Origin of the sequence: Pseudoalteromonas sp. DY56-GL79, from assembly GCF_041414765.1 — a bacterium.
In the GTDB taxonomy this organism is placed as follows: Bacteria; Pseudomonadota; Gammaproteobacteria; order Enterobacterales; family Alteromonadaceae; genus Pseudoalteromonas; species Pseudoalteromonas piscicida.
This window is the reverse complement of sequence record NZ_JANHZS010000013.1, coordinates 65,976-91,217: the sequence shown is the minus strand read 5'-3', so window position 1 is coordinate 91,217 and position 25,242 is coordinate 65,976. Positions and strand designations below refer to the sequence as shown.

24 protein-coding genes are annotated in these 25,242 nt (G+C 42.2%); 18 read left to right on the top strand and 6 right to left on the bottom strand.

From position 1 onward, the window contains the following. The first annotated feature begins 53 nt into the window (after positions 1–53). The 13 genes from NO992_RS11075 to NO992_RS11015 all read left to right on the top strand — a co-directional run bounded on the left by NO992_RS11075 (position 54) and on the right by NO992_RS11015 (position 13,780). Positions 54–407: an isoprenylcysteine carboxylmethyltransferase family protein gene (locus NO992_RS11075; protein ID WP_371377052.1), complete on the top strand. Its 354-nt coding sequence runs from the start codon at positions 54–56 to the stop codon at positions 405–407. Positions 408–447: 40 nt separating this feature from the next. Further along, a complete protein-coding gene (locus NO992_RS11070; RefSeq protein ID WP_371377170.1) occupies positions 448–765 on the top strand; it encodes an isoprenylcysteine carboxylmethyltransferase family protein in 318 nt (105 codons plus the stop codon). A gap of 24 nt (positions 766–789) precedes the next feature. Continuing rightward, entirely contained in the window at positions 790–957 is a 168-nt protein-coding gene (locus NO992_RS11065) for an I78 family peptidase inhibitor (protein WP_371377048.1), read from the top strand. A 71-nt stretch (positions 958–1,028) separates the two neighbouring features. Then, positions 1,029–1,313 (top strand): hypothetical protein, encoded by a 285-nt coding sequence (locus NO992_RS11060; protein WP_371377045.1) that lies wholly within the window; start codon positions 1,029–1,031, stop codon positions 1,311–1,313. Positions 1,314–1,333: 20 nt separating this feature from the next. Next, positions 1,334–1,537, top strand: coding sequence for a DUF1289 domain-containing protein (locus tag NO992_RS11055; RefSeq protein WP_088532884.1), 204 nt, complete (start codon positions 1,334–1,336; stop codon positions 1,535–1,537). A 308-nt stretch (positions 1,538–1,845) separates the two neighbouring features. Beyond that, positions 1,846–2,478 (top strand): hypothetical protein, encoded by a 633-nt coding sequence (locus NO992_RS11050; protein WP_371377043.1) that lies wholly within the window; start codon positions 1,846–1,848, stop codon positions 2,476–2,478. Positions 2,479–2,483: 5 nt separating this feature from the next. After that, on the top strand, positions 2,484–5,315 hold the full coding sequence (locus NO992_RS11045) for a hypothetical protein (RefSeq protein WP_371377040.1): 2,832 nt from the start codon (positions 2,484–2,486) through the stop codon (positions 5,313–5,315). A 242-nt stretch (positions 5,316–5,557) separates the two neighbouring features. Then, positions 5,558–6,808, top strand: a complete 1,251-nt coding sequence (locus tag NO992_RS11040; protein ID WP_371377037.1) for an efflux RND transporter periplasmic adaptor subunit — start codon at positions 5,558–5,560, stop codon at positions 6,806–6,808. 12 nt (positions 6,809–6,820) lie between these two features. Continuing rightward, on the top strand, positions 6,821–7,537 hold the full coding sequence (locus NO992_RS11035) for an ABC transporter ATP-binding protein (RefSeq protein ID WP_371377034.1): 717 nt from the start codon (positions 6,821–6,823) through the stop codon (positions 7,535–7,537). A 1-nt stretch (position 7,538) separates the two neighbouring features. Then, positions 7,539–9,935, top strand: a complete 2,397-nt coding sequence (locus NO992_RS11030; protein ID WP_371377031.1) for an ABC transporter permease — start codon at positions 7,539–7,541, stop codon at positions 9,933–9,935. 4 nt (positions 9,936–9,939) lie between these two features. After that, positions 9,940–11,322 carry a sigma-54-dependent transcriptional regulator gene (locus NO992_RS11025; RefSeq protein ID WP_371377028.1) on the top strand — a complete coding sequence of 461 codons (1,383 nt, stop codon included), beginning with the start codon at positions 9,940–9,942 and terminating at the stop codon, positions 11,320–11,322. Between the two features lie 13 nt (positions 11,323–11,335). Further along, positions 11,336–12,628, top strand: a complete 1,293-nt coding sequence (locus tag NO992_RS11020) for a PAS domain-containing sensor histidine kinase (protein WP_371377025.1) — start codon at positions 11,336–11,338, stop codon at positions 12,626–12,628. 102 nt (positions 12,629–12,730) lie between these two features. Further along, positions 12,731–13,780, top strand: a complete 1,050-nt coding sequence (locus tag NO992_RS11015; protein ID WP_371377022.1) for a S41 family peptidase — start codon at positions 12,731–12,733, stop codon at positions 13,778–13,780. 399 nt (positions 13,781–14,179) lie between these two features. On the opposite strand, the gene NO992_RS11010 is transcribed toward NO992_RS11015, so the two are convergent. The 3 genes from NO992_RS11010 to NO992_RS11000 all read right to left on the bottom strand — a co-directional run bounded on the left by NO992_RS11010 (position 14,180) and on the right by NO992_RS11000 (position 15,398). After that, on the bottom strand, positions 14,180–14,848 hold the full coding sequence (locus NO992_RS11010; RefSeq protein ID WP_371377018.1) for an MFS transporter: 669 nt from the start codon (positions 14,846–14,848) through the stop codon (positions 14,180–14,182). Positions 14,849–14,878: 30 nt separating this feature from the next. Next, positions 14,879–15,100, bottom strand: coding sequence for a hypothetical protein (locus NO992_RS11005; protein WP_371377015.1), 222 nt, complete (start codon positions 15,098–15,100; stop codon positions 14,879–14,881). Positions 15,101–15,224: 124 nt separating this feature from the next. Further along, positions 15,225–15,398 carry a hypothetical protein gene (locus NO992_RS11000; RefSeq protein WP_371377012.1) on the bottom strand — a complete coding sequence of 58 codons (174 nt, stop codon included), beginning with the start codon at positions 15,396–15,398 and terminating at the stop codon, positions 15,225–15,227. Between the two features lie 310 nt (positions 15,399–15,708). Between NO992_RS11000 and NO992_RS10995 the strand changes: the two genes are divergently transcribed. Together NO992_RS10995 and NO992_RS10990 are read left to right on the top strand one after the other, a co-directional pair. Beyond that, positions 15,709–16,254 carry a DUF4410 domain-containing protein gene (locus NO992_RS10995; RefSeq protein ID WP_017217720.1) on the top strand — a complete coding sequence of 182 codons (546 nt, stop codon included), beginning with the start codon at positions 15,709–15,711 and terminating at the stop codon, positions 16,252–16,254. Positions 16,255–16,366: 112 nt separating this feature from the next. Further along, positions 16,367–18,403 carry a serine hydrolase domain-containing protein gene (locus NO992_RS10990; protein WP_371377008.1) on the top strand — a complete coding sequence of 679 codons (2,037 nt, stop codon included), beginning with the start codon at positions 16,367–16,369 and terminating at the stop codon, positions 18,401–18,403. 145 nt (positions 18,404–18,548) lie between these two features. Here the strand turns inward: NO992_RS10990 and NO992_RS10985 are convergent, their stop codons facing one another. The 3 genes from NO992_RS10985 to NO992_RS10975 all read right to left on the bottom strand — a co-directional run bounded on the left by NO992_RS10985 (position 18,549) and on the right by NO992_RS10975 (position 22,952). Next, positions 18,549–20,582 (bottom strand): prolyl oligopeptidase family serine peptidase, encoded by a 2,034-nt coding sequence (locus NO992_RS10985; RefSeq protein ID WP_371377005.1) that lies wholly within the window; start codon positions 20,580–20,582, stop codon positions 18,549–18,551. A 323-nt stretch (positions 20,583–20,905) separates the two neighbouring features. After that, positions 20,906–21,946, bottom strand: coding sequence for a methionine synthase (locus NO992_RS10980; RefSeq protein ID WP_010370114.1), 1,041 nt, complete (start codon positions 21,944–21,946; stop codon positions 20,906–20,908). A 28-nt stretch (positions 21,947–21,974) separates the two neighbouring features. Then, a complete protein-coding gene (locus tag NO992_RS10975) occupies positions 21,975–22,952 on the bottom strand; it encodes a DUF1852 domain-containing protein (RefSeq protein WP_010370111.1) in 978 nt (325 codons plus the stop codon). A gap of 465 nt (positions 22,953–23,417) precedes the next feature. Here NO992_RS10975 and NO992_RS10970 point away from each other — a divergent pair, with 465 nt between their 5' ends. The 3 genes from NO992_RS10970 to NO992_RS10960 all read left to right on the top strand — a co-directional run bounded on the left by NO992_RS10970 (position 23,418) and on the right by NO992_RS10960 (position 25,230). Next, positions 23,418–24,227, top strand: a complete 810-nt coding sequence (locus NO992_RS10970; protein WP_371377002.1) for a sulfite exporter TauE/SafE family protein — start codon at positions 23,418–23,420, stop codon at positions 24,225–24,227. A gap of 29 nt (positions 24,228–24,256) precedes the next feature. Further along, positions 24,257–24,667: a hypothetical protein gene (locus NO992_RS10965; protein WP_371376999.1), complete on the top strand. Its 411-nt coding sequence runs from the start codon at positions 24,257–24,259 to the stop codon at positions 24,665–24,667. A gap of 77 nt (positions 24,668–24,744) precedes the next feature. Then, positions 24,745–25,230: a GNAT family N-acetyltransferase gene (locus tag NO992_RS10960; protein ID WP_010370100.1), complete on the top strand. Its 486-nt coding sequence runs from the start codon at positions 24,745–24,747 to the stop codon at positions 25,228–25,230. The last annotated feature ends 12 nt before the right edge of the window (positions 25,231–25,242 follow it).

Below are 25,242 nucleotides of genomic sequence, written 5' to 3'. Positions count from 1 at the left end.
AAATTCGATTTACCTTATCTCTACATTTTGTCTTAATGGTAAGGAATAACATCATGAAAAAGCTACTGCCTCCTATTTTACTATTTTTATTTGTCATATTGATGCCTGTGGTGTGTTGGTTGGCTGCTGCACCACATTTAATTTATTACCCTTTCAATCTTTTAGGGTTAGTACCGATTGCTTTGGGGCTTGTACTGGCCAAGTCGGGCAGCACAATATTCGCGAAGGAAGAAACCAATATTATGACTTTCAATAAGCCTGATAAGTTAGTGGAGGCTGGGGTATTTCAATATACCCGTAATCCCATGTACCTAGGCTTTGTCATTGCATTACTAGGGCCTGTTGATCTTTCAAGTTTGTCTTTGCAGCAGTTTGATTGGTATTTATACAAGGCAGAGCCAGCGTAGCATAGTCATTCTATGTAAGTCTGGCGATAACACAGTAGAAATGCTAATCAAGCGCTGCCCTTTGGGTTCATCTGAGTGCGCTTTGTTCATTGTTGCTCAACTTTTGCCTAGATTACTAGGCGGCAAGTCGAGCGTCGCGACCAAAACACACTCAGAAGAACAAAAATCAAACAGCAAAGGTCAACAGGCCCTAGGCTATGCTGTATTAATCGGTGGTGCACTCGTGTCATTTTTATTTGTGATTGCTTTTTTACTTATTACAGACAGATGGTACATTCGGTTTGAAGAAAAGATGATGGAACAAACTTTTGGAGATGCCTATTTACGCTATCAAAGGAGAGTGCGTCGTTGGCTTTAAATTCCAAGCATAAATGAGGATAAAATGAAAATGGTGCAAGATATTGATTATTCAAAATCCCTACAAACAATCGTTGATAAGGTGGTTAGAGTTTACCAATCTGGAGATATGCTTACCCAAGATCACCAACCTCAGCGACTCAATATTGAGTTAAACAACGCGCAACAGGTCGTGCGTATGTGGTGGGGATAGCCCCACCCAGTTTGTATATTGATTGATGAAGATGGTGTATTTCGTCTAATCAAATCATTAAAGGTATTAAGATGCACATTGACCTCGTTAAAGTACTTTTTGTTGTAGCTACGTTCACGAGCCTAGCAGCCTATGCCGTTAGCTACGATGAAATTACAGATATTGATGCGCTAGCGGCGCATTTTGATGAGCCCACTTTTGAACAGTACTTCTTAGAAGAAGGTATGGAATTTATTTGGTTTTACTTTAAGGATATTGACCACTCTTTTTTGATTAATACTGAGACGGGAGAGGTCTGCCATCATTTTAAAGGCAAAAAGAGAGAGTCTTGTTTTCCGGCAAGTTATTTTGAGTAAATCTATTTAAAGGAGCTGCGATGTCACACTCAAGTTGTAATTTAGTCCAATCCCCTTGCATCAGAAAGTGTTGTTTGGATGATAAAGATGTGTGCTTAGGTTGCTTTAGAACGTTGAATGAAATCACCAGTTGGACAAGTTACAGCGAAGATGAAAAGCTCAAAGTTTTGGCGTACTGTACGAGGCGCAAACAGCAACATGCTCAGAAATATCAAGGAAATTAAATGAAATTGGTGATTGGGACCGAATCAACTTGGTCATTAAGAGCGCTGTTATAGACAAGCTATTTCCAACCTCAAATCATCAATAGAGATTTTTAAACTAAAAATTCTATCGATGATTTTTCACATATAAAGTACCCAGAAGATTTATTTTTCTATATCCCCTCAAAATCTGAAGTATCCATGTTGATGAACTTGAAATTCTGAATTAACAATTAATTACATTTCTGGTTGAAAAATACCTATCTATTGCCTTTACTTAAACTTCATTCTGTAGACAACTTTATATTCATGTAGATAGGGAAGTTAGTATGAGACATGTCCGCACAAAATTATCCGCTTTGTTTCTATTTACTGCCCTTGGTGGTTGCGGATTAACACCTCAAGAAGCTGGAGTTGTTGGGGCGATAGCCGGGGCGAGTGGTTCCTACCTGTCTACCCATACAGTTACAGGTGAAGTTTATCAAGTTTATTACTTAGGAGTGTTTGATCCTATAAATCAAATTTCTCCCACATTCTACAGAATAACGGTTAGAGGCCAGTCTAATCTACTCAGTGACATGAAATTTGCTTCGGGTTGGGTTCCTGCGCAAGCGATTGATACGTTAACCAGTAAAGTGGAAATGACAAACCAAGGGTTAAATACAGATGCTAAGGGTGGGGCTCAAGTAACCAGTGCTAGACGAAAGTTCGTATTAATGGGACCTGAAGGGGTTAGAGAGGGCCCTGAAAACCACCGTCTCGTTATCGTTATGGGATCTACGCCGCACAACTTCTTTTCAGCTATCGATAGCGCGATGGGAGAATTACTAAGTTTTGAGCAAACCAAAGCAAGTGATCCGATCAATCGTCGCTTGATGGACGAACTTTTGTCTATAGCGCAAGAAAGACAGCTAGTCGAAGGTTTTTGCCGCAACTCACCTAGTTTATGTGTAGAGGGATAGAAACGATGAAGTTGAATAGATTAACACTGCTTCTCCCTATGGCGATGATTATAACTGGGTGCTCAACTTTATTAATAGAAGTTGATGTTTACAACGGTCCATTAAATAGTCAAGCGCCAGAACGCTTAGACCAAGTTGCCGCAATGGTTACCGCTGCCAAGCCTATGCTGGGTTTTATACGAGATACCTATGAATGTGATGACGAATTAAACTCTGTATCGTCAAAGTCATGTAGAAGGATTGATCCCAGTGAAGTGGATAGCTACCGTACATATCCAGGGTCGGGAGTTTACCTCAAAAAAGAAGGGGAAATAACCTACTACCTTGCCAACGAAATACTACACATGTACACCAATGAACAGACTGCACTGCAAGTTTTCTATCACAATTACGAACAACTGATTCAAAAACTTGAATATCAAGAGGTGGTTTACGACAAATATCGACCTAATGAAGTGGGGGATACTGACTTTATTGAGAAGATCTTTGCACAGCAATCTGTTAAAGAGTCTGATGAAATTGATGCTGTAAAGCTTTTTATTGCTCCCTCAGAAAAGGGTATAAATACCAGCTTCAAGACTGTGTTTTGCAAATCAGAACGTCAAGATGACTGCACAAGCCGGAAAATACTTTCAGATTTAGAGCAAGATGAAAGCCTACGTACAGAAATAAAAAGTTTACTAAGCGAAAATATGTTTGAAGAAGAGCAAGCACAACAGGTTGTAGATAAGTTACGAGATCTTGGCCAATCTTACGATGTTGCGTGGCAGGCTGTGAATGGAAGTGTGCTCGCGGCGGCTAAAACCGCAATTTCATTAAATAAGTTGGAACAAGGCGGTACTATACCATTAGAACCGAAAAAACGAGCCGAGCTAAAAAGTTGGCTACTCAGCATATTTGCAGAAAAGCTTGATTTGGGTAAGGTAAAGGCATTAGGACTCCCAAAGTGCCCCTCCGATATAGAAGCAAAGGACGATATTATGGTATATGCAAATTGTGTTATTGCCGCACAAAATGCATTGAACCCGTTAAATATTGCTGCGCCGGCCATGGAGCAGCGGGTGGCGAAAGCGCCTAATGATGGTGGCAGATTGGAAGGTAAGATGACCCAACTCCCCGAGCAAAAGCTGATTCAGATCAGAGGATTAGGAACTGATGCTAGTCGGGGATTAGAGGCTGTGATAAATGATTATAAACGATTTTACTACCGTGGCTGCTATGAAGAAGAAAAGCCTAATTGTGAGTCTGCCGAAGATGTAAAGCGTGAATTTCAGTCTGACTTAAAAAGCTTTTCAGAGAAAATACTATTTTTAGCAAATAATCTTGTTTTACTTCATGGTAACGCAAATCAGGATGAGGACGACAGTAACAGTGGTAAAAATAAACCACAACAAATTAAGAAGTTTATAGCCGTGCTTCAGGCGATAGGAAATTCAACCAAGGTACTCACTAATGATATTGAGAGACAAAACCAGTTTACAAGACGGAACAATGGTGACAACGCGAAGTTGCTGAAAAATGCAATTGCAAACACCATAAGGTCAGAGGCTGGAGCAATTAATGTAACCGAAGATTTAGCGCTTTGGTTAGATAGCGAAGTGCGTTTGAGGTCCGATACAACATGTACTGCTAATAATGGATCTCGTTGCGTTGTTTTAGAGCGTCTAAAGACGACATTGAGAACACGTTGTCTAACGGAAGAATCCGACGATACAGAGATACCGGTTAATTGGCGTGCCAAGGAAATAACTAACTGTATTAGAAATAACTACTCAGATCCAGCAGATGCAGCTCCTGAGTCACGGAGTGAGATGGAAGTGATTTTGGAGAAATATCTGTCTCAATTGCGAGAAGCAACTACAAAACATAACTTACCTAGTTTTGATGAAAACGATCAGTTAGATAGCAAGCTTAATACTGAGCAAGTATGGGATAGCTTAATGTACCATCTTGCGGTGGAGAGAGTGCTGGCGGATAAGCGCGGAGACACAGAGCAAGTTAAACAGCTCAATAAAGCGTTGGAAACCGCGAGATATTTTCGTTCAGAAAATTCATTTCTTCGGGCAACTTCAGATGCAATCAGGATGACAATGAGGTCAACGACCTTGTTGAATGAATTTGAGCTTATACAAAGAAAGAAGTTCTTAAATAGAAGTCTTGTTCAATCAAGTAATGCAATTTTACAAGAATTAGACAATCAGAACTGGCATAACATAAACCGTGTTGCTGTTAAAGGTGGCGGGGATGTCAATTATGTGGTTGCTAAAGATGACATAGGAAACTGGTATATCAAGCAGTATTCCGAAGATAAGAAAGAAATGATTGACTCAATAAAAAGCATTGCTCTTTTTAATATCAAAAAGTCAAATATCTCTAAGCTGACAACTTACGCACCAAGCGGAGTGAGTGAGGCTTCTACTCAATCAACAAGTGAAAAAGTGTATACATCCTTTTTGTATCAACATACTTTACCGCTGAGGAATGAGTTAGTGAAACAAATGGCATTTTTAGCTGATTTGAAGACTACTAATAAGCCATTTTTAGGACTGGAAGAAGCACAGCAGAGTACCGGAAAGATACTAGAAAATACGCAAGAGCTCAAGAGTAGTGTTAGGGGTCAAATTGCTAACGGTGTTTTAGAAAATATTTATTTGCTGGCGAGGTTTTACGAAGGGCTTGGTGACTGCGCCGATGATAATGCTAGTAAACAAGAGCAATGCTCATCAACTAAACAGCAAATAGCAAACAAAGTTAAAAATAGTGTAGCGATAATGCGTCAGCATACAGCTCAGGTCGAGCCTTTTGTACTTGCATTTATAGGTGCTGTACAAGATTAACGTCATAACATTGAGGCATGTGCTCAGATATTATGTAGGCTTAATACATATAGCTTGATCATAAATCGCATAAAGCCTGTGTACCACTTCCGACACAGTTATTAAGTTTTTAGTGTCTCGATTTCGACACATATTTTATCGAGTACGAACTCAATTCTATTGTATTGTATTGATTTTTAAATGAAAAACATTTGGCCTGAAATTTGATTCATCATCTGTATTCTCAAAGTGGAGTACAGAGTATGGATATAAAACTGGCGAAAACAAAGCGCATGCCGCTTAAGAAGCTCGCATTGCTTGTTATTGTGCTATTTGTGGTCGGTTTGGTACTTTTTGCCAAAGCATATACCCAAAGTGCATCAAACGTGGTTTTCCAAGAAGAGTTAATCGTTGCTAAAGTCCAACAGGGCGAGTTTGAACTCAGTGTTAAGGGACTTGGCAGTCTTGCATTGGAAAAACGCCATTTGGTTACCAGTAGTAGTGGCGGGAAAGTCGTTGAAGTGTTGGTTAAACCGGGTGAAATGGTCACTCAAGGTACGCTACTTGCCCGGCTTGAAAACCCATCACTGCGCGAAGCGCTTATTCAAAAACATAGCCAACTTACCAAAATTTCAGCGCAACATGAGGCCGAACTTGCAGAATTAAAGGCAAAAGTGCAAGAGGCTGACACCGCACATCATGATGCTTTGCTGGCTTATAAAGCCGACAAAATTCAGTGGCAGGCGCAAAAAACCTTAATAGAAAAGGGCAATAGCACTATCTCTATGCTTGACCATCAACGCAGCGAGTTTGCAATGCAGCGTAGTCAAAAGCAAGTGGAGTTACAGCAAGCGAGGGTTGCCACTCAGCAAGAAGTGCAACAAGCAAAAGCCAAAGCGCAGCTGGCTGAGCAAGCAAGTCTACGTTCCGAAATTAAGCTACTTGAAGAGAATATTGCAGCGCTTGATGTGCGCTCACCAATCACTGGACAAATTCAGGATGTGCTGATTGAAGTAGGCATGCAATTGTCTAATACCAGCTCGGTTGCAGAGGTGGCAGATCCACGTTTGCTGGTTGCTAAGATAAACATCGCGGAACTAGATGCGCCGCATGTACAAGTGGGGCAGTCGGCTACAATCGATACTTACACCTCGCGTTTTAACGCCATCGTAAAACGCGTTTCCCCAAAAGTTACCAATAGCCAAGTTGAGGTAGAGCTGAGCATTGAAGGCACTTTGCCAAGAGAAGCCAGAGATAAACTCAACATTGAAGGGGTTATTGTAACGAGCCATAAGCCCGAGGCGATATTCGTCGCAATGCCAGCCAATGCTGTTGCAAATAATCAAGCGAGCGTGTTTGTTGTTGATGAACATCTCGCCACGAAAAAAACGGTTAAATTTGGTCAGCGTTCGGTAAACTACATCGAAGTGCTTGAAGGACTTAATAAAAATCAAACTATCATTATTTCCGATATGGAAAAATATACTCAAGATAGCCAAGTGCTAGTGCGTTAACAGGACATCATTATGAACTCAGTCATTCAACTTAATAATATCGAAAAGCGGTTTCAGACGGACGAAATTGCAACTCAAGCGCTAGACGGAATTAATCTCGTAGTAGAGCCCGGCGAGTTTGTGGCTATCACGGGACCGTCAGGGTGCGGCAAATCAACGTTACTGTCAATTTTGGGCTTGATTGATGAACCAAGTAACGGTGAGTACTTTATCAGTGGTAACCAAGCATTTAATTTAAGCTCGGACGAGCGTGCTCATATTCGCGCTAATCATATCGGCTTTATTTTTCAGGCCTTTAATCTTATCAGTGATTTAAACGTGATCGAAAATGTCATGTTACCGCTGACTTATATCGGCGGCATTAGCCAAAAAGAAATGGAGCAAAAAGCCAAAGACGCGCTGGCTATGGTGGGATTAGAAAATCGCATCAATCATTTTCCTTCTCAGCTTTCAGGCGGTCAGCAGCAGCGCGCTGCAGTTGCAAGAGCCTTGATTAACTCCCCAGACCTCATCCTCGCCGATGAGCCGACCGGTAACTTGGACTCAAATAATGCCCAGCAAGTGCTAGGGTTATTAAGCGAGCTTCATACTGCTGGCAAAACGATTTGTATGGTAACGCATGATATCGAATCTACGACTTACGCTAGCCGTGTTATCTCTATGCTAGATGGCACAATTTTAAGAGACAAAAAGCAGCTTGAGCACGCAAGTAAAGTCGTAGGAGCTTAGTATGGGATTACTTCTAGACTTTCGTTACGCCCTGAGAAACATCGCCAAATCAATGCGGTTTACGTTATTGATGATGTTTATCATGGTTGGCAGTTTGACCATATCTTTGATTGGTTTTAACTATATTTATACGGTGGCATTTTCACATAGCCAAGTGGGTAGTGGCAGCCCAGAAATCAGGATCTTTAAGGTTCGTAACCCTATCAGCATGCAAAATCGGTTTGAATACAGCATGTTGCCACAGCTACGAGAACTTGATGAAGTTAAACAACTTGAAGAGTGGCTTTATATTGCGCCAGCGAGTGTTTGGGTAAGTGACGCTGAACGAGGCAATCATTATCGAGGCTCCTATGTTGATGAACGCTTTTTTCAGTTTCTGGACATTAAACCTGCACTTGGGCGATTTTATACTGCTGAGGACTTTGTGGGAGCAGCCCAAAATGTGGTCGTGATTTCAGACTATCTCTGGTTGCATCTATTCCAAGGTAGCAAAGACGTCATAGGGCGCACAATGGTCATTGATCAAAAGCCTTACGAGATAATCGGTGTGATGCCCAAACACAATAACTTCCCGATATTTTCTAAACTTTGGCTGCCACTTAAAGGCAATAACACAGCACCTGCTGATACCATAGATATTATTTATAAGATGCCAAATGAGATCGTAGAGGCAAGGCTTGAGCAGCGTTTAAGTTTATTTTTCACTGATTATGCACAGCAACGAGTTAGTCAGTCAGCACTTGAGGTAGATAAAACGGTTCGTGTTGAATCTATGACCTTGGTGGAATATAACACCGACGGTGAAGCGGTATTTATATTTACCCTGTTTATGGCTGGTATCGTACTTATTTTGCTTATTTCTTCAATTAACATTGGTAACTTACTTTTTGCCAAAATCATCGAGAGACAAAAAGAGTCGGCTATTCGTGCCGCGATTGGCGCGAAAAAATTAAGGGTGGTTCAGCAGCATGCTTGTGAGGGCTTGGTTTACTGCGTTAGCAGTTGGGTCGTGGCGCTATTGCTAACGGATCTCGGTTTGCGAGCGCTGAACTTTTTTATGAATATGATGTTTGGTGGCAAAATGCCGTACTGGTGGTATTGGCAGCTAAATACAATCACCATTTTGGTGTCACTATTGCTGATAAGCTTGGTATTTGCTATTGCTGTGCTGTTACCTGCGGTGAAAACCGCTAACTTTAACATCAATGATGTATTGCGAGACGGCACACGAGGCGCAACCGGTAAACAAGCGGGATTGATGTCAAAACGCCTACTGTCTTTGCAGGTGACCTTAGTGAGCTTTATGCTGATGGCGTCGAGCACCATAGGCTATGTGATGTATTCTATGGCGGGAAATATTGACGGCGAGACCCTCAAAGGGGTGTACTCAACTGAGCTGCAATTTCAAACTGAAAGCGAGTTTTCGAGTGATAAAGCGGTCGAAATGGCAAGCGCATTGGTCGTGGGAATGACATTGGATCCTGCCTTTAAAGAAGGGCGCGTGTATCAACGGGAGATGGAGCTTGATGTGCTAACAAGCGAGGGCGAAGTTTATACCGATAAAATCATAAATATTGAAGCGGTATCTCATCTTTTTGAGCGCGAACTGCAAAGCGGTCGGAACTTCACGGCACAAGACAACACAGAAGCTGCGCCCATAGTGATCATTAGCCAGTCTCTCGCACACGCGTTGTTTGGCAGTGAGGATGTATTAGGGCGCTCACTGATGTTACGTGATGCAAAATGGCCAAGCGCTAAAATAGTTGGTATTGCAGTGGATGAGATGAGCGTTGTTGCTAGCGATCGTCGTCATGAAGTCTATTTTAGTTTTCGTCAATATGCGCCAAAGGAAAATGCAATGGCGGTTAAGTTCATTACTGAGTTGCCGCCAAGCCAAAGTTACGAAGCCTTCTATCGCGTGTTAGATAGGCTCTCAAGCAAGCTCGAAACCAGCTATATTTTTGATCACTACGACAACCATCGCTCTATGATGGGGGCGTTCACCAGTATCATTTATGTGTTTTTGATTGTGGGTGGATTTGCCTTGACGCTTTCTTTAATTGGTATTTATGCCATGGGCCTGAGTAATATCAACAAATCTAGCTATGAAATAGGCATTCGCCGTGCGCTTGGCTCCAAAGATCGCCAGATCATGTTGTTATTTATCAAGAAAAATCTAACCCATACTGTTACAGGGCTGACTATTTCTGCATTAATTTTCTATATCTTGTGTTATCTTGCTGTAGACTTTTTCCGCGGTATTGTGCCATTTAGTGTTATGTTTGGTGCGGGGAGTATCACTTTACTACTGGTATTTGCTGCGGTATGCCTTGCGCTTTATATCCCGGTGAAACGCAGCATAAAAGTCCAACCTGCGGTTAGCTTAAGAATGGAATAATAATTTGAAAAAGGTGCTAATAGTAGACGACTCGCTTGATATTCAAGCGAGTCTGAAGTTTTTACTTGAGGATGAAGGCTACGCTTGCCACGGTGTGGTGACACCAGAGGCGGCATTTGATTATGTCAGTACACAAGAAGTGGACTTGGTGTTATTGGATATGAACTTTACCCAAGACACTACCAGTGGTAAAGAAGGGCTGATGGCGATTGCTAAGCTTATTCAAATCGATCCACTTTTACCCATTGTGGTGATGACTGGCTGGGCGACGCTAGACCTTGCCGTCGCTGCACTAAAGCAAGGAGCGGCCGATTTCATTGAAAAGCCATGGGATGATGAGCGCCTTGCTCATAGCATCAAAGTACAAATCGAAAAGCGAGCTGACAGACAACATTTAGCGCGGCTATCTGCTGAAAACGAACGCCTTAAAAAGCCCCAACAAACGGTCAATTTCGTTACGCAAAGTGAGAAAAAGCAGCGTGTACTGACACAGCTCACCCAGTTGGCACAAAGCGATATGAACATCTTGCTAACCGGTGAAAATGGCACAGGAAAGAGCTATTACGCGCAGTATGTACACGAGCATTCAAGTCGTGCTGATGGCAGTTTTATCTCGATTAATATGGGGGCGGTGAGCGACGAGCTATTTAACTCTGAGTTATTTGGCCATAAAAAGGGGGCATTTACTGATGCGAAAGCAGATCGCGTGGGTGCATTTACACTCGCCAGTAATGGCTCGTTGTTTTTAGATGAAATTGCTAATTTATCTTTGCAGTCTCAAGCAAAATTGCTTCAAGTGCTAGAAGAGCGAAAGTACGCAGCGGTTGGCAGTCACAAAGTCTTGGACAATACTGCGAGGATTATTTCTGCTACTAACTGTCAACTCAATGAAGCGATTGCCAATAATCAGTTTCGCCAAGACTTATATTATCGATTAAATACTATAGAAGTAGAAATACCGCCATTAAGAGCGTGTCCAGAGGATATCTTACCATTAGCAGAGCGCTTTTTAATGCGCTTTAGTCATGATTATAAAAAACCACCACCGAGCATTATGCCCTGTGCTGCTAACGCACTGAGTGCTTATGACTTTCCTGGCAATGTAAGAGAGCTTAAACATATGATGGAGCGCGCGGTATTTACTTGTTCAAATGCTCAGGTATTTGCCAGTGATTTGGCGCTCAACGCTACACCGCACTCAGCGTTGCAATCGATGAATACTGCTACAGTGAGCGCGCCAGAAAATCATGATTTAACACTGGATGAAATTATTGAGCAAGCACTCTTTAAAAGACTGGAATTTCATGGTGGTAACGTATCAAAAGCGGCGAAGAGCTTGGGACTATCGCGCAGTGCGTGGTATCGCAAAATGGACAAATATGAGTAGGAGATAAGCAAACATGTTTTATCGATTTGGACATTGGCTGTTAAGTGCATTACTACTTGTAATTACTAATGTTTTACTCCTTGTGCACGACTATCCAGCAACACTTATTATGTTGATAGACTTAGTATTTGCAATATGTTTTGCATTGCTTGCTTATCAATATGGTGCGACTAGACAAAACACCATTAATCTCATTGATACCTTGTTGATATCACTTCGCCAAGGCGATTATGCGGTACGAGCGGTACACGGCAAAGACACACAATTACGTTCAACGGTGGAACACTTAAATGCGCTTGCGCAAACCATGCAAGCAGATCAGCGTGCGCTGGCCGAGCAAAGCAACTTGCTAAAGCAAATCATTGAAAAGCTTGATTGTGCACTTATCGTGTTTGACAGCGAAAGCGTTGCATTTGCCAACAGCTACGCTGAGCGCACCTTTTTTGATTGCTATAAAGACGATGCCTGGCGCTGGTTTCAATCACTACAAGCTCAGCAAAAGCAAGGAAAGGTTTCGGTGATGCTTGACGGTACCGAGCATGCTTTTTTGCTTGAACACGACAGCTGCTACATTGCCAATAAATCTCACACTTTACTGGTTTTAAAACAGCTTGATAGTATTTTATATCAACAAGAAAAAGACGCCTTACAGCGTTTTGTTCGTATTTTAAGTCACGAGATCAATAACACTTTAGCGCCGATCGGCACGGTAGCGCGCAGCCTTACCAAGCGTTTAAATGGTGAGTTAGATATAGAAAGGTTTAACAGTGGCCTGTCACTTATCAACGAGCGCGCCAATTACCTTAAATCTTTTATGGGCAACTATGCCTCTCTTGCCAAACTGCCTCCTGCGCACAAGCAAATTGTCGTGCTCAATGAGTTTTGCGCTCAGCTACAAAGTATCTACCCTCAACTAAAGGTAGAAAGCACAGCCGACCTGCTCGGTTTTTTTGATACGAGTCAAATCAAACAGGTGCTTTGTCATCTTATTAATAATGCCCAAGAAGCGTGCACGCCTTCGCCACAAGTCACACTCAACATCATCCCAGATGCTGACAAATTAGCGTTTTCGGTCACAGACACAGGCCCCGGTTTTTCCAACCTAAGCGAAGCCGCTGAAGCATTTTACACTACCAAAGCCGATGGCAACGGCATAGGCCTAATGCTCTCTCGCATTATTATTGAAAACCACGGTGGACAACTCAAACTAGGCAATAACCCAAGCGGTGGTGCAAAAGTCAGTTTTAGCGTAGAGCGGGGGGAGTTGAGTACCGTGCCTGCCTTGTGTTATCAACAGGTATATTGATTAGAGAATTAATTCAATTGGTATAAATAGACTTGTGTTTCTTGTCGTTAACTTTAGTCTGCTGAGGCAAGCTTACATCACCATGTAAATAAAGGAAGAAAAATGAAACTTAGGAATGGCATTATAACGTGGGGCTTTGTTATTTTGTCCCCGTTGGCACATGCTGATATCAGTTATATTGATAAAACTCATATATTGAATACGCTTACAAATAACATTGAGCAACAATATGTTGAAGTAAAAAAGATAGATGAAATTTCAGACGCTCTTACAGAGCTCAAAGCAAGTTCTGAATTTACTAATAGTCAGTCACAAGAACAATTTGCCTCGCTACTAACCGCAGAATTGCAAAAGTTTGACAAGCACTTTACTGTGCAATGGCGAAACCCAAATGAAAGCCAGAATAATAAAACAAAGCGTGAATCTTGGTTTACCAAATTAAGTCGGAAAAATTCAGGCTTTAATCGTGTTGAAGTACTCGATGGAAATATAGGTTATGTTGACTTTTGGGGGTTTGATGAATTATCGAAAAACTCAAGAAACATAGCAGAAAGTGTAATGGGATTTGTATCTAATGTAGATGCTCTTATATTTGACCTTCGTAATAACGGGGGCGGCAGTGCTGAAATGGTGCAGTTTATTAGTAGTTATTTTTTAAAGCCAAATACCCATTTAAACAGCATTTATTGGCGAGCGACTGACTCTACTCGTGAATTCCGTACTTTTGATAATGTTAGCGATTCAATTCATCTGGACACTCCCATATACATACTCACGAGCAATGATACGTTCTCTGCAGCAGAAGAGTTTGCTTATAACTTAAAGCACCTTGAACGGGCAACTTTAGTGGGGGAAACAACGAAAGGTGGAGCAAATCCTTGGCAGTTTTATGAGCTAGGCAGCGGTTTTAGAGCTGGTATTCCTATAGCGAAGGCTATTAATCCGAAAACGAAAACAAATTGGGAATCGATTGGCGTTAAACCTCATATTGAAACATCACGGGCTAACGCCTTAGATGTGGCGTATAAAATAGCGCTTAATGAAGTTAAAAAGTCAGTAAGTGATGGGCATCAAATCAAGGAAATTAACGACAAGCTTGAGGAGTTATCGAATAGCACACCATTCAAAGAGACGCCACAAAGCACCATGTAATAATAGCGACCGTTATAATCATTACGAATAGAGGGAAGATTAAGACACCCATCTCAAAGATACAGCCAAAAACGGTTGAAGTTTGTCGTGGGTGTCAGTCTTTATCTGCTCATTATTCTACTTGGGACTGTGTAGTCACATATTTGTTATATGATAATTGAAGTGTTACCAAAATACCTCCAATAATCAAACATACCCAACCAAACGGTGCAAAAGTAGAGTATGAATCACTATATTGACCTGCAAAGTAACTAGCTAGCGAAGTAGCAAAGAAAAACATGGCATAGCTTGTACTTAGTAATGGCTTGAATCCACGTTTAGCAATAATTGACATAAATATTGCCGAGCAAAATACCTCCGCAATAGCTTGAAGTATCATCACAAAAATGATGAAGTCTTTTACATTTGAATTTTTTTAACGCTGTAATTAAGTAGATACCAACTTAATGAAAATATAAGGAAACCAATCGCGACCTTATACCAAGAGCTGACTGTAAAAAACCACCACAAAGTAAAACATAAAACACAAGTAGCAATAACTGTCTTAGCATTTATCGAAAAATCTAACTCGCTCATTATCTGAGGAAATGCTTGATATAGATTTCCACCACCGATTTCAAAATAAGACCAAAATAAAGTCGACAATAAGAAAATGACAACTACTAAGCCAACTCCACTAAAAAAGTTACTGTCATGATTTTGGGTGGCCACATTGGCTTTATGGCTTTGCTGTGGCACCACTGAACGCTGACTATACATGATGATAAATACAAGCGCGTTAACTGCCGCAGCCATTACGAAGGCTGCTGACCAACTCACGTTTTCAACCAAAATACCTATTGCCATGGGCCCTATAAATGCGCCCAGATTTATCACTAGATATTGTCCTGTAAAAATGCTATCGAGTTTGCTCGGTATTTTTTTCAACTGATGCGCTATTAATGTTGGAATGTTGGGATTGAAAAATCCAGAGCCTAACGCAATTAATCCAGCCGAATATAAAAGGTGTTGATTGTCTACGAATCCTAAACTTAAATACCAAAAAAACATTAATAAAATGCCTAGCAAGGTAGATTTAAATGCTCCTAATAAAAAATCTTAGAAAAGACCTCCAATAAATGTTGCCAGATAAACGTACATAGTGAACTGGCCGTAAAAATCAAGCGTTTTAGATTGGTCCCAGCCAGCTCCACCATTTTGGTCCATTAAAAATAGAACAATGAAGGCTCTCACTCCATAATAAGCTAACCGTTCAAGAAAATTAGCTAATAGTATCCACTCAACAGATTTACTAATTGGGTTGTTTTTTATGAGTTTCACTATTAATCCTTTTTTAATTGTTGTTTTATAATTTTGTGTAAATTAAGTGTATTCCAGATTTTGTGGTTTGTGAGTGGGTTGTTGTAAACTATAATGGAATCTACTTTTCTCTAATTTAAATGATTTAAAAGCTCGGGAGCCACTCACCCCAATCATTAAGCCGCTCAGTATAATCTCCTACTGAATATTCTTCATGAGCATGTTTGTTGTAGGAGAAATCACTCATGGTTGCGCACAGCATGGATACATCATCCTGCTGAGCACTATGGGTATATATAAAGTGATTATTTTTACTCACACTCCCTCCTTCTGTTTGAGCACTTTTGCAAAACTACTAAGTCAATATATTCAAGCGATCAATAAAAAACTTGAACGAAATTGCTGATATATCTATTACAGAGTTTGCTTAACACTCTTCACAAGGAAACTTAGTTAACCCGAGCTTTTGTCATTAAACCTATCAAATAAATCATAATCGATGCAAAGCCAAAGAACATAGGTGACTCAACTGCTTACCCATTGCGGGAAAATATTTGATACCATAGCTGCCAACGAAGGTTAGCATGTCGTTAACCGAATATATATTGAAGGTCGGAAATTTACCCCTGATGAAACATTTTAAAATATTTGCCGTAATAATCTCAGTGCTTATTTTCAGTGGCTGCGCCGCCCACATTCAAGAGACAAGTAAAACAGCGAATAGAGCTGTAGGGAACACGCCACAAAGTGTATTTTTGGATATTACTTCATCGCACTCAGTTTCTAAAAGTAAGTCGCTTTCTAACAGCATTAATGAGCTAAAAGCGTTAATAGCCAAAGACTTTAATGGCAGTATTGTTGAGTCTGGAAGTGCAGCTCAAGCACCTTTATCAGTCGAGATCACCATCGAGCACTTTCGTTATGTGTCGGGGCTTGGCCGCTTTATGGTAGGTGTAATGGCGGGTGATGCCGAGCTGAAGCTCAATGTAAAGCTAATAAACACTGACACTAACGAGGTGGTTGGTGAGTCGATACTAGATACTCGATCTGAGTTTATCGAAGGCATTTTTGGTGCAACTACTTCTAGGCAGCTTGAAGCAGTATCTAAGAAAGTGGTGAATATGATTGGCACGGTGGAGCGCGAAGGTAAAACTGATAATACCGCTAACTCTTAGTTGATATTGAAGTTCCAAATAGTCAAAGAAACCTAGTTTTTGACGATGGAGCTCCTGTATACCCATTTGAGCCCACTGATGCGCATTACAAACAAAGGGACGTGAAGCCAATATGAAAACGAAGTTTGTTGATATTGCACTTGTTTTAAGAGCCTTGATGTTAACTGTCGCGACTGGCGTATTTTTTAACGCGAAAGCGTGGGGTAATCACAGCCCACAGCTGTTGCGTGATAGCGCAGTTAGCGATGTACAAGCGCCCTTGGAAAATCCAGATTTAAAAGGGCTACGGACTTACGTTGATGACTGGGTCAAAAAAGCCATGGTGCAATATAACCTGCCAGGAGTCGCGGTTACTATAGTCAAAGACGGTGAGGTTGTATTACTCAAAGGCTATGGATTTGCTGATGTATACAGCCAAGCTATGGTTAAACCGAATAAAACATTATTTCGCATCGGTTCTATCACCAAAACAATGACCGCACTTGCAGTGATGCAGCTGGTGGAGCAGGGTAAACTATCTATAGATACTGATATCAATGAGTATCTGAGCGAATTTAAAATACCTGACACCTTTAAAGCGCCTATTACAATCCGTGCCCTATTAAGTCATCGAGCGGGTTTTGAAGAAGCGGATGCCGGTAACTTGTTCGTTGAAAGTGCCTCAGAAATGCTCAGTACAGAGCGATATCTCGCAACACATATGCCCAAGAGAATTTGGCCACCGGGTGTTAATGTATCCTATTCCAACTATGGTTTTGCTTTGCTTGGTTATCTGGTCGAGTTGCAGTCGGGTATGGATTTAGCGACTTATATGGAGCAACATATTTTTTCTGTACTGGGTATGCAAAACACGACATTACGAGAGCCAGTAAAAACCAGTGCAGCCTTAACTGCGATGAAACCTGAGCTACAACAACAGCTTGCAACGGGGTATTTTAGGGATAGACAAGGCAATAATATCGCCAAACCTTTTGAATTTATTGGGCATGTAGGTGGTGCGGGGGCCATTTCTGCAACTGCACATGATATGGCGCTTTATATGTCAGCTCTGATGGGTGACAACAACCTGTTCGTGCAGCCAACCACCCAAAAAACAATGATACATCGACTATACGACGATAGACCGCTGGCGACAGGGATTGCTCATGGCATGTTTGATGGCAAGCTTAAGGGTTATGAGCGGCGTCATCACTCTGGTGCCACACAGACGTTTGCCGCCAACATGATGATCTTTCCTGAAGTTCAACTGGGCATTTTTGTTTCAACTAACGTGTTGGGTAGCGGGGCACACTTTGTTGAGGCTTTACCGACTGCGATATTGAATAAATTTTATCGCAACAAGTCGATAAGATCTGTAAAGCCGTCGCAGCTCAGCACATCTTCCCAAGCAAACATCTACACGCAAGTTTTAAAACAGCAAGTTAGCCAACCAAACTTTGAAGATTATACAGGAACATTTCTGAGTACTCGTCGTTCGTATACTCAACTGGAAAAACTGGCCGCATTAGATGCGGCGGCTGAGATAGCCATTGATGACCAAAATAGGTTAGTTATGATGGTTGCAGGGAATAAAATAAAACTGAAGCACCTTGAAGCGGACGTCTTTCAAGCCGGAGCTCGAGACGCGCCTATTTTTTACTTTTATCGCGATGGGACTGGGAAGGTAAATCGTTTTTCGGCGAGTATGTGGTCTGGCGATTATGAACGAGTAAGCTTCTTACAAAGCCCACTTTTCTTCAACTTGGCGTTGGCGATAGCTTCGTTGTTATCTATATCCACTTTGCTGTTCAGTTTTGTTCGAGCTCGCAAAAGCAAAAGGCTTGACCAACTTGAAAAGTTGGCATGTTTTAGCTCAAGTATGATACTTGCAGCGGTGCTGGGCTTTATTTTAATGAATGCCGGTATTGTGTTTGATGAATATCAATTTCACGCAAGCTTTCCCACCGTAGAGGTAAAGCTGCTACTGTCTTTGGTGATTGCAATCGTTCTCACGACCTTTTTGAAAGTGCTAAGTCTTCCAATCATGTTGCGCATGAGTGATTTGTATTGGTTTTATAAAATACACTATGTGATTTTTACACTGAGTTGCTTAAGTTTTATTTATGCATTTTGGATTTGGAATGCGGTTGGATTTAACTATTTTGACTAGATTTATAAAGTTATCAGTTAGTCGAAATTACGGACCCGCTCTCGCTGATTTTAAAAACATTGAGTTAGCTTTTTAAGCTAAACTTCAGCTTCAGATTGAAAATGGGTCGATTTATGAAAAAAGCCGCTTTACGCGGCTTTTTTCCTTACTTCTTGTACTTTTCAAACCAAGCGAGCGTGTGCTCGATTTTGCTGATCATCCGAGAAGGACGGCCTGCAATTCCATGTGGCGCACCTGGAATTTTGACCAGTACAGAGTCAATTTTACGTAGCTTAAGCGCTTGGTAGAACTGTTCAGTTTCGGCCATTGGCGTGCGCAAGTCTTCTTCACCCGTCATTAGCATGGTTGGTGTGGTTACGTTGCCAACGAGCGAAAGCGGTGAGCGCTGCCAATAGTGTTCCATATGCTCCCATGGCATACCTGGGAATTGCGTTGGAATTTGACCAAGGCCACTGTCAGCGGTAAGCACTTTACTCAGCCAGTTGATCACAGGCTTTACGACAACAGCAGCGTTGAAACGGTTAGTTAAGCCAATTGCGTAGGCTGTTGCGATACCACCTGCAGAACCGCCAGCAATAAACAGATTATCTTTGTCGATAAAGCCTTTCTCAAGCATAGCGTCTACCCCTGAGTTATGATCGGCAAAGTCTTCTTTCGAGCTGTATTTGTACTTGAGCAACATCGCAAAGCGTTCGCCGTAAGAGCTGCTGCCTCTGTGATTGTCGTAAAATACCACATAACCTTCGGCGGCATAACGCTGTAATTCTGCTGAGAAATGGGGGCCGTAGGCTAAGTGTGGGCCACCGTGAATTTCTAGTAGTAATGGATATTGTCTTTTTGGGTCAAAATTTGGTGGCGTAATATACCAGCCCTGAATTTTCTCCCCGTCGAACGATGAGCTATAGGTGATCTCATGCACTTTTCCAAGGGTTTTATGTGCAAGTAGGTCTTCGTTAAGGCGGGTTAATTGCGCTACTTTGCCTTTTCTTGTCGTGATTGCGATGTCAGCAGGGCGCTCACTCGAACCTTGCGTAAAGGCAATTTCCCCATCAAAGTTAGCACTAAATTCACCGCTTAGATAAGGGCGACCAAGGGTTGTGCCTGAGAGCGTATCTGTGATGTCGGTAATTTTGCCTTTTGTGGTGATGCTCGCGAGCTTTCGCTTTCCGTGGTCATCGTAAGTCATCGCCAGTCTATCACTGCCAATCCAAGTTGGGTCTTGGATTGAGCGGTCGAAGTCTTTGGCAATCATGTGGGAGGTTTTGTCCTGCCAATCCATAATATTCAGTTTGCTATTACGGTAAGGGTTAAGCGCATTCGATGCACTAAGATAAGCCAGCTTTTTCCCATTTTCGGAAAAGCTAGGTGCGTACTCACGACCAGGAGCCGACGTAAGCTGGGTGATATTACGGTTAAAATCAACTTCGAATAAGTCGCCTTCTAGGCGCTTGTATTCCCAGTCTGCAATGCGGTTTGCGGAAAACACAATCGCCTTTGCGTCTGCTCGCCACGCGAGTTTCCCACTATGGTGATAATTACCAGAGGTTAATTGGCGTGGCGTGCCGCCTTCACTCGGTAACACGAAGATCTGGCGATAGCCGGGTTTGATAAGGCCACTACCATCAGCTTGATAGTAGGCTTTGTCGATAACAATGGCAGAATCGGACCACTTCGCGCCTTTTGGTTTTTCTGGCATTTTGGCAATGACCGCTGGCTTTTCGGCAACCTTTTGGCTAAAAGCCAACCATTTGCCATCTGGTGACCAAGTTAAGCCACTGATCCCAGATTGCAACTGTGTAAGTAGTGCCGTACGGTTTTGAGCAAGATAATGCACATGAATTTGTGTGCTACCAGATACATTGCTCACAAAGGCGATTTTACTACCATCTGGCGACCAACGAGGCTGACTGTAATTGTTTTCATCAGAAAAGAGTGGCGATTGTGCGCCTGACTTAGTATCGACCAGCCACAGGTTTTGTCGCTTAGCATCCTTCATTACATCATTGCTGTTACGCACATATACCACTTGAGTACCATCTGGTGATATTTGCGGGTCGTTTGCATATTCCAGCTCAAAAATGTCTTTAGCCTGTAATCCCACCTCAGTCTGTGCGACTGTTGGCAATGCAGCGCAAGCCAGTAAAGTGCAAATGAGCGTCCGTTTCAATCCAAAAGGCATAATGCCACCCTCTATATAATTTTTATTTAGGGCTACATAGTTATTCAGGTGCAATTCAATGTCACCTAATACGCGATGGAACGAAATAAAAACTCGATGTGTCAAATAAAATGGGAGTGACTGGCTGTTTGTTGTGTGAAATCAGGTGAAAGTTGCGGATGTTTGAAGTGAGTGTCCGTAAGTTATCTGCGCGCAAGTTATCTGAAAAAATGAGTGTTCACCAATGATGGAAAGCCGCTCAAGCTGCGCCGCTATCATTCCTTGAAGGCGGCACATAATTTAAGTTTTATTTAGCTGCTAGCGTTATTATTAATCTAGCTTGATTAAGCTGATTTTTTGGCTAATAGCTCTTGGCGCACGAGTTCAGCTCCTGCGCTCAATGCAGCGAGCTTACCTCTTGCCACTTCACGAGAAAGTGGTGCCATACCGCAGTTAGTGCATGGGTAGAGTTTGTCGGCGTCAACAAATTCAAGCGCTTTGCGTAGTGTGTTGGCAACTTCTTCTGGCGTTTCGATGGTGTTGGTTGCAACATCAATCGCACCAACCATCACTTTTTTACCACGGATCAACGCTAACAAGTCGATTGGCACGTGAGAGTTATGGCACTCTAAAGAGATGATATCGATATTGGATTTTTGTAGCTTAGGAAACGCCTCTTCATATTGACGCCATTCTGATCCTAAGGTCTTTTTCCAATCGGTGTTGGCTTTAATGCCGTAGCCGTAGCAGATATGCACAGCGGTTTCGCATTTGAGTCCTTCAATAGCACGTTCAAGCGCCGCAATGCCCCAATCGTTGACCTCGTCAAAAAATACATTAAAAGCAGGTTCGTCGAATTGAATGATATCGACTCCAGCAGCTTCCAGCTCTTTGGCTTCTTGGTTCAGGATCTTCGCAAATTCCCACGCTAGCTTTTCACGGCTTTTGTAGTGGTCATCATACAGCGTATCTATCATCGTCATCGGACCTGGCAATGCCCATTTGATAGGTTTGTCTGTTTGGCTGCGTAGAAACTTGGCATCTTCAACAAAAACCGGCTTTTGGCGAGATACTGGGCCAACCACGGTTGGAACACTGGCATCATAGCGGTCGCGAATTTTTACCGTTTGACGCTTCTCAAAGTCCACACCGCTTAGGTGTTCAATAAAAGTGGTTACAAAGTGTTGACGGGTTTGCTCGCCGTCACTCACGATATCAATCCCTGCAAGTTGTTGTTCTTGCAAAGCAATACGTAGCGCATCGTTTTTGCCATCAATAAGCTCATCGCCCTCTAGTTTCCAAGGTGACCACAGGGTTTCTGGTTGAGCAAGCCAAGCGGGCTTAGGTAAACTGCCAGCAGTAGACGTTGGTAATAGTGTTTTCATAATAAATGCTGTTCCATATTCCCGTTGATTATAAAGCGTAATTTGCAGACCACTGTTCAAGCACGTTTTGGTAAGGCTTGATAAAATGCTCTTCGGCAAATCGACCTTGTGCAATCGCCAACTGGCTGCGCTCTTCGCGGTCATAAACAATCTGTGTTAATGAGTGATCTAGGTTTTTCAAGTTTGGCTGATAGCACTTGCCTGCAACCGCATTGGCGTTGTAAATCTCAGGGCGGTAGATCTTTTGGAATGTTTCCATGGTGCTGATGGTGCTGATCAACTCCAGATTGGTGTAGTCATTCAGTAAGTCACCAAAGAAGTAAAAAGCCAAAGGTGCAACGCTATTTGGTGGCATAAAGTAGCGCACCTGTAAGCCCATCTTTTTAAAATATTGCTCAGTTAATGATGACTCATTTGGCTGATATTCAAAGCCAAGTACCGGGTGCTGATTTTCAGTGCGGTGATAGGTTTTGTTATCCGATACACTTAGGCAAATCACCGGTGGCTTACTAAAGTGACTCTTGTAAGCTTCTGAATCGACAAAGTATTTAAATAGCTTACCGTGTAAGTCGCCAAAGTTAGCTGGGATGCTGAATTTAGGTTGATCTTTATTATGATCAAGCAATAGCACACTAAAGTCGTAGTCACGTACGTAAGATGAGAAGTTGTTACCAACAATTCCCTCAATGCGTTCATTGGTTTTGTGGTCAACGATATTGGTTTTTAACACCTCAATTGACGGGAAAGTTTGTCCACTACCTGCAATATCCATATCAACTGAGACTATCTCAAGCTCAACAGAATAACGATCGCCTTTTGGGTTATCCCAGTTAGCTAACGCGTTAAAGCGATTATCAATCATCTTTAGGGCATTGCGTAAGTTTTGCTGGCGGCTTTCGCCTCTTGCTAAGTTAGCAAAGTTAGTGGTGATCCGCGTGCTGTTTGACGGATGGTAATTTTCGTCAAGACGAATGCTCTTAATAGTGAAAGTAAACTCGTTATTCATGTTCTTCAGGTATCCAATTCTAATGCTAACGCGCTCGGTAATTACGTTTCACTGCGGTAAACAGGTATCCACGGGGACGCAGTGACAGTGCCGAACATTAAGTGATGTGAGATTTATACGTGGATCATAAGATGAAGAAAAACGGTTTTATTTCACATAAAACATGAGTCTGATTCATGAGTTACAAAAATAGATGCCGCTTATTGAGTCGCATATGCAGAAAATATGAGCAATTGTAGAGTAAAATTCACTGGAAATCTGAAAGTCTAGACTGCTAAATGTCTAAGTTGCATTTGTTTCAAGTAAAACGTGAGGAATATTCAAGGCTTATCTAAGCCAAAAGCACCAATGGCAAAGCGTTATGTTGTTATACTCGCCAGCGCTTAGGTGGCAGAAAGGCTAAAAGCAACGCCCATATTGCTCACTTAAGTGATTGCGCCTCAATGAAAAGAAGAGATAAGTGGAATGAGTGAGTTGATATTGTTGTTTGTGTATTGTGCACTACTCGGTAGTGTTGTCGGCTTTTTAGCCGGGTTGTTAGGTATTGGCGGTGGGCTGGTTATTGTTCCGGTGCTTAGCAGTATTTTACTGTATTTTAACGTGTTACCACCGGAGCAAGTGGTCATAGCCGCTGTAGCGACATCGCTGGCATCCATTTTATTTACTTCTACCTCATCGGCAATCGCGCATCATAAAAATGGCAATGTACCGTGGGATGTAGCGCCGTGGATAATGACGGGCGTTGCACTAGGCGCGCTTATCAGTGGTTTTTTGGCTGCGCTGTTACCCGAAAACGCAGTGCGTATTGTATTTGCAGTAAGCGTGGTATTGATAGCAATAAAAATGTTTTATAGCAGCAAAAATGAGAGCACAACCCAAAGGCAGTTGCCAAATAAAGGCATACTTACGGTATTAACGACGATCACCGGTGGTTTATCCGCAATGATAGGTATTGGCGGTGGAGCGCTTCTGGTACCGCTGTTGACGTTTTTCTCTGTTGATATGAAAAAGGCCATAGGATGCGCTTCTGCATGTGGCATTGTTATCGCGCTTTTTGGCTCTGTTGGCTACATTAGCTCGGGCAGTGCGCACTTTGCACTCTCGGATGGTTTCGCCGGATTTGTTTATTTACCAGCCCTTTTTGGGATTGTGTGCACGTCTTGGTTTACGGCTCCAATGGGGGCTAAAGCCACGCATCACTTGCCTGTTGCCACGATTAAAAAGGTATTTGCGGTGCTGCTGTTAGTGATGGCTGTGAATATGGCGGTGAATTAAAAAGCTGGCGCTGTTAATGCGTTCTTTTTTTGGTAAAGTTGTTCGAGTTTTGTTTTATCAAGCGCTATCAACCTTTGGCAAAAATTGAAATTAAAAGACTTATCAAAGAGATCCAACTCTTATTTCCTGAAGTTGTTCCTTTGATGGCCGAGCATGAAAATTGCGCAACAAGCTTTCGCATGGAAGCATTTGCAAACCTGACTACTTATGCCTTTAACAACGGTGAGTTAGAGGCCGCAGCGGCATATCTAGACTATATAAACAACAAGCTAACTAACGCAAGTCCGCCACTGTGCAATTTTATTGATGCGTATTATGTGGAGCATCTCTTTTGGCGTGCAACCCAACGAGGTATAGATTTAGGATGGCCGCTGCTCCCAACCAACTTAAAGCAGCTTTATCTCGACTTTCATGGAAACATACCTACCCCGAGGACGTAATTCAAAACTGGCGCAAATTCAATTGAGTGGGTATATTCAATCGTGATCCACATATAGTCGAATACACGGGTAGAGAGATGATAAGAGAGATAACTCGGGATGATTTTGAGTCGTTTTGGCCAACATTTTCAGAAGTGATCCAAGCGCAAGAAACGTATGCATTTGACTCAACCATGAGTATGGAGCAGGCATTTTTACTTTGGTGCGAAACGCCGCTCAAAGCCTATGTATTTGTTGAACACGGTGAGGTACTTGGCACTTACTACTTAAAACAAAATGCACAGGGCCCGAGCAGTCATATATGTAACTGTGGTTACATGGTGTCGAGTTTGGCTCGTGGTAAAGGAATTGCACGGCTGATGTGTGAACATTCCCAGCAACAAGCGTTAGCGCTGGGGTTCGAAGCCATGCAATTTAATAGCGTGGTATCGACCAATGAACTGGCGATTAAACTTTGGCAAAAGCTTGGTTTTACCATTGTGGGCACTATTCCCAAGGCTTACAAGCATCCTAGGCTGGGTTTGGTCGATAGCTATGTTATGTACAAATGGTTGGCTGAATAAAGTGGACAGGCT

Bases quoted from the DNA above. Each gene is read 5' to 3' on its own strand.
- NO992_RS11065 (WP_371377048.1), top strand. From the start codon at position 790: ATGAAAATGGTGCAAGATATTGATTATTCAAAATCCCTACAAACAATC.
- NO992_RS11040 (WP_371377037.1), top strand. From the start codon at position 5,558: ATGGATATAAAACTGGCGAAAACAAAGCGCATGCCGCTTAAGAAGCTC.
- NO992_RS10980 (WP_010370114.1), bottom strand. From the start codon at position 21,946: ATGAAAACACTATTACCAACGTCTACTGCTGGCAGTTTACCTAAGCCC.
- NO992_RS11015 (WP_371377022.1), top strand. From the start codon at position 12,731: ATGAAACTTAGGAATGGCATTATAACGTGGGGCTTTGTTATTTTGTCC.
- NO992_RS11020 (WP_371377025.1), top strand. From the start codon at position 11,336: ATGTTTTATCGATTTGGACATTGGCTGTTAAGTGCATTACTACTTGTA.
- NO992_RS10975 (WP_010370111.1), bottom strand. From the start codon at position 22,952: ATGAATAACGAGTTTACTTTCACTATTAAGAGCATTCGTCTTGACGAA.
- NO992_RS11070 (WP_371377170.1), top strand. From the start codon at position 448: ATGCTAATCAAGCGCTGCCCTTTGGGTTCATCTGAGTGCGCTTTGTTC.
- NO992_RS10990 (WP_371377008.1), top strand. From the start codon at position 16,367: ATGAAAACGAAGTTTGTTGATATTGCACTTGTTTTAAGAGCCTTGATG.
- NO992_RS10960 (WP_010370100.1), top strand. From the start codon at position 24,745: ATGATAAGAGAGATAACTCGGGATGATTTTGAGTCGTTTTGGCCAACA.
- NO992_RS11030 (WP_371377031.1), top strand. From the start codon at position 7,539: ATGGGATTACTTCTAGACTTTCGTTACGCCCTGAGAAACATCGCCAAA.
- NO992_RS11055 (WP_088532884.1), top strand. From the start codon at position 1,334: ATGTCACACTCAAGTTGTAATTTAGTCCAATCCCCTTGCATCAGAAAG.
- NO992_RS10985 (WP_371377005.1), bottom strand. From the start codon at position 20,582: ATGCCTTTTGGATTGAAACGGACGCTCATTTGCACTTTACTGGCTTGC.
- NO992_RS10995 (WP_017217720.1), top strand. From the start codon at position 15,709: ATGAAACATTTTAAAATATTTGCCGTAATAATCTCAGTGCTTATTTTC.
- NO992_RS10970 (WP_371377002.1), top strand. From the start codon at position 23,418: ATGAGTGAGTTGATATTGTTGTTTGTGTATTGTGCACTACTCGGTAGT.
- NO992_RS11050 (WP_371377043.1), top strand. From the start codon at position 1,846: ATGAGACATGTCCGCACAAAATTATCCGCTTTGTTTCTATTTACTGCC.
- NO992_RS11035 (WP_371377034.1), top strand. From the start codon at position 6,821: ATGAACTCAGTCATTCAACTTAATAATATCGAAAAGCGGTTTCAGACG.
- NO992_RS11045 (WP_371377040.1), top strand. From the start codon at position 2,484: ATGAAGTTGAATAGATTAACACTGCTTCTCCCTATGGCGATGATTATA.
- NO992_RS11060 (WP_371377045.1), top strand. From the start codon at position 1,029: ATGCACATTGACCTCGTTAAAGTACTTTTTGTTGTAGCTACGTTCACG.
- NO992_RS11075 (WP_371377052.1), top strand. From the start codon at position 54: ATGAAAAAGCTACTGCCTCCTATTTTACTATTTTTATTTGTCATATTG.